The organism is Corynebacterium sp. HMSC056E09, from assembly GCF_001813425.1.
Classification (GTDB): Bacteria; Actinomycetota; Actinomycetes; order Mycobacteriales; family Mycobacteriaceae; genus Corynebacterium; species Corynebacterium hesseae.
The window spans coordinates 1-1,441 of sequence record NZ_KV812489.1 but is presented as its reverse complement, the minus strand read 5'-3'; the positions used below and the strand labels follow the sequence as shown (position 1 = coordinate 1,441).

1 rRNA gene is annotated in these 1,441 nt (G+C 55.8%); it reads right to left on the bottom strand.

The window, feature by feature from the left end:
* Positions 1 to 9 precede the first annotated feature (9 nt).
* Positions 10 to 1,441 (bottom strand): 16S ribosomal RNA (locus HMPREF2912_RS02985); the annotation flags it as partial.

The window sequence follows — 1,441 nt, the reverse complement described above, 5'->3', positions numbered from 1 at the left end:
GCTCCTTAGAAAGGAGGTGATCCACCCGCACCTTCCGGTACGGGTACCTTGTTACGACTTCGTCCCAATCGCCGATCCCACCTTCGACAGCTCCCTAACAAGTTTAGGCCACTGGCTTCGGGTGTTACCAACTTTCATGACGTGACGGGCGGTGTGTACAAGGCCCGGGAACGTATTCACCGCAGCGTTGCTGATCTGCGATTACTAGCGACTCCGACTTCATGGGGTCGAGTTGCAGACCCCAATCCGAACTAAGACCGGCTTTCAGCGATTCGCTCCACCTCACAGTGTCGCTGCGCGTTGTACCGACCATTGTAGCATGTGTGAAGCCCTGGACATAAGGGGCATGATGATTTGACGTCATCCCCACCTTCCTCCGAGTTAACCCCGGCAGTCTCTCATGAGTCCCCAACCAAATGCTGGCAACATAAGACAAGGGTTGCGCTCGTTGCGGGACTTAACCCAACATCTCACGACACGAGCTGACGACAACCATGCACCACCTGTACACCAACCACAAGGGACACTACATCTCTGCAGCAATCTGGTGTATGTCAAGCCCAGGTAAGGTTCTTCGCGTTGCATCGAATTAATCCACATGCTCCGCCGCTTGTGCGGGCCCCCGTCAATTCCTTTGAGTTTTAGCCTTGCGGCCGTACTCCCCAGGCGGGGCGCTTAATGCGTTAGCTACGGCACAGAAGACGTGGAAGCCCCCTACACCTAGCGCCCACCGTTTACGGCATGGACTACCAGGGTATCTAATCCTGTTTGCTACCCATGCTTTCGCTCCTCAGCGTCAGTAACTGCCCAGAGACCTGCCTTCGCCATCGGTGTTCCTCCTGATATCTGCGCATTTCACCGCTACACCAGGAATTCCAGTCTCCCCTACAGCACTCAAGTTATGCCCGTATCGCCTGCACGCCCGAAGTTAAGCCCCGGAATTTCACAGACGACGCGACAAACCACCTACGAGCTCTTTACGCCCAGTAATTCCGGACAACGCTCGCACCCTACGTATTACCGCGGCTGCTGGCACGTAGTTAGCCGGTGCTTCTTATACAGGTACCGTCACAAAAAGCTTCGTCCCTGTCGAAAGGAGTTTACAACCCGAAGGCCGTCATCCCCCACGCGGCGTCGCTGCATCAGGCTTCCGCCCATTGTGCAATATTCCCCACTGCTGCCTCCCGTAGGAGTCTGGGCCGTATCTCAGTCCCAATGTGGCCGTACACCCTCTCAGGCCGGCTACCCGTCGACGCCTTGGTAGGCCATTACCCCACCAACAAGCTGATAGGCCGCGAGCTCATCTTGCACCGAAAAAACTTTCCAACCACCACACTAAAGGCAGTTCATATCCGGTATTAGACCCAGTTTCCCAAGCTTATCCCAGAGTGCAAGGCAGATCACCCACGTGTTACTCACCCGTTCGCCACTCGAGTACCCC